The sequence below is a fragment of the Kitasatospora sp. NPDC059571 genome (assembly GCF_042735675.1).
Taxonomy (GTDB): domain Bacteria; phylum Actinomycetota; class Actinomycetes; order Streptomycetales; family Streptomycetaceae; genus Kitasatospora.
In genome coordinates this window covers 1-1103 of the sequence record NZ_JBHWBW010000864.1, presented here as the reverse complement: position 1 = coordinate 1103, position 1103 = coordinate 1, and the positions used below count along the sequence as shown (strand labels likewise).

1 pseudogene and 1 riboswitch are annotated in these 1103 nt (G+C 76.5%); the pseudogene reads left to right on the top strand.

Annotation, left to right across the window (positions count from 1 at the left end):
- The first annotated feature begins 100 nt into the window (after positions 1–100).
- Positions 101–270, top strand: a riboswitch (cyclic di-AMP (ydaO/yuaA leader).
- A 3-nt stretch (positions 271–273) separates the two neighbouring features.
- A pseudogene (locus tag ACFV0G_RS39615) lies at positions 274–1103 on the top strand (hypothetical protein); the annotation flags it as partial.

The window sequence follows — 1103 nt, the reverse complement described above, 5'->3', positions numbered from 1 at the left end:
CAGCCTTGCGCTCCGGAAGGACGCTGCTAACCTGCTCGGACGCCCGCGCCATGCGGGCTCCGCCCCCGGGGACCGCCGAGTCCCGTCCACCCGGTGGCGGCAAGGCGAAACGCGACACGGACGGGAGCGGGGGAACCAGGTAAGTCGCCCTGGCCCCGTGCGCGTGCGCGCGTACCGGCCAGGGCTCGGGGTGAAGCCGCCTGCCGGCGGCCGGGCCACCTCACGGCCCGAATCCGACAGCTCACCTCGCAGGCGTCGTCGAGGAACATCTCCATGCCTGTTACCGCCATCGCCCTCAAGCTCGGTGCGGCTGCCGGGATCGGCCTGCTGGCCGTCCCCTTCCTGGGCAGCGCCCAGGCCGCGTCCGTGCCCGACGTGACCCAGGACCGGCTCTCGCCGGTCGCCATGGCCACCAACACGGCCGCGGCCGCCTCCCTCACCGTCCACTCCTCGTCCTGCTTCACCGCCCGGACGGTCGGCGTCGCCGTGCGCGACTCCGCCGGGCACAAGCTCGACTTCCCCGGGTCCTCCCACAACGTGCGGATCTGCCCGGGCGGGGTCACCGTGACCACCGCCGAGCGCGCCCTGCCGGCCGGCACCTACACGACGTTCGGCACCTGGCAGGACTCCGGCCGCCGCTGGCACAACCTGCAGGTGCAGATCCTGAGCGTCGGCGGCGGCACCGCCCCGGCGCCGGCCCCGAGCCCGACCGCCGCCCCGGGCACCACCGCCCCGGCCGCGCCGAGCACCCCGGCGGCTCCGAGCACCAGCGCGACGGCCGCGCCGACCACCCCGTCCGCGCAGCCCACCGCGACCGCCTCGGCGACGCCGTCCGCGACCGCCTCCGCCACCCCGACCGCCGGCCCGACGGCCTCTCCGTCGGCGAGCGCGAGCGCGACCTCCACGGCCGGTGCGCCGACCTGGTCGGACGACTTCACCGGCGAGAACGTGCCGCTCGGCAGCTGGACGGGCTGCAAGAGCGGCGGGGCCATCGCCGCCCCCCCCCGCCGCCGGCAGGACGCCCCCGCGGCCACCCACGAGGTTGGGGAAACCCACGCCGGGGTGGGGACCCCACCAAACAGAGACTCACACACGCGCACTCG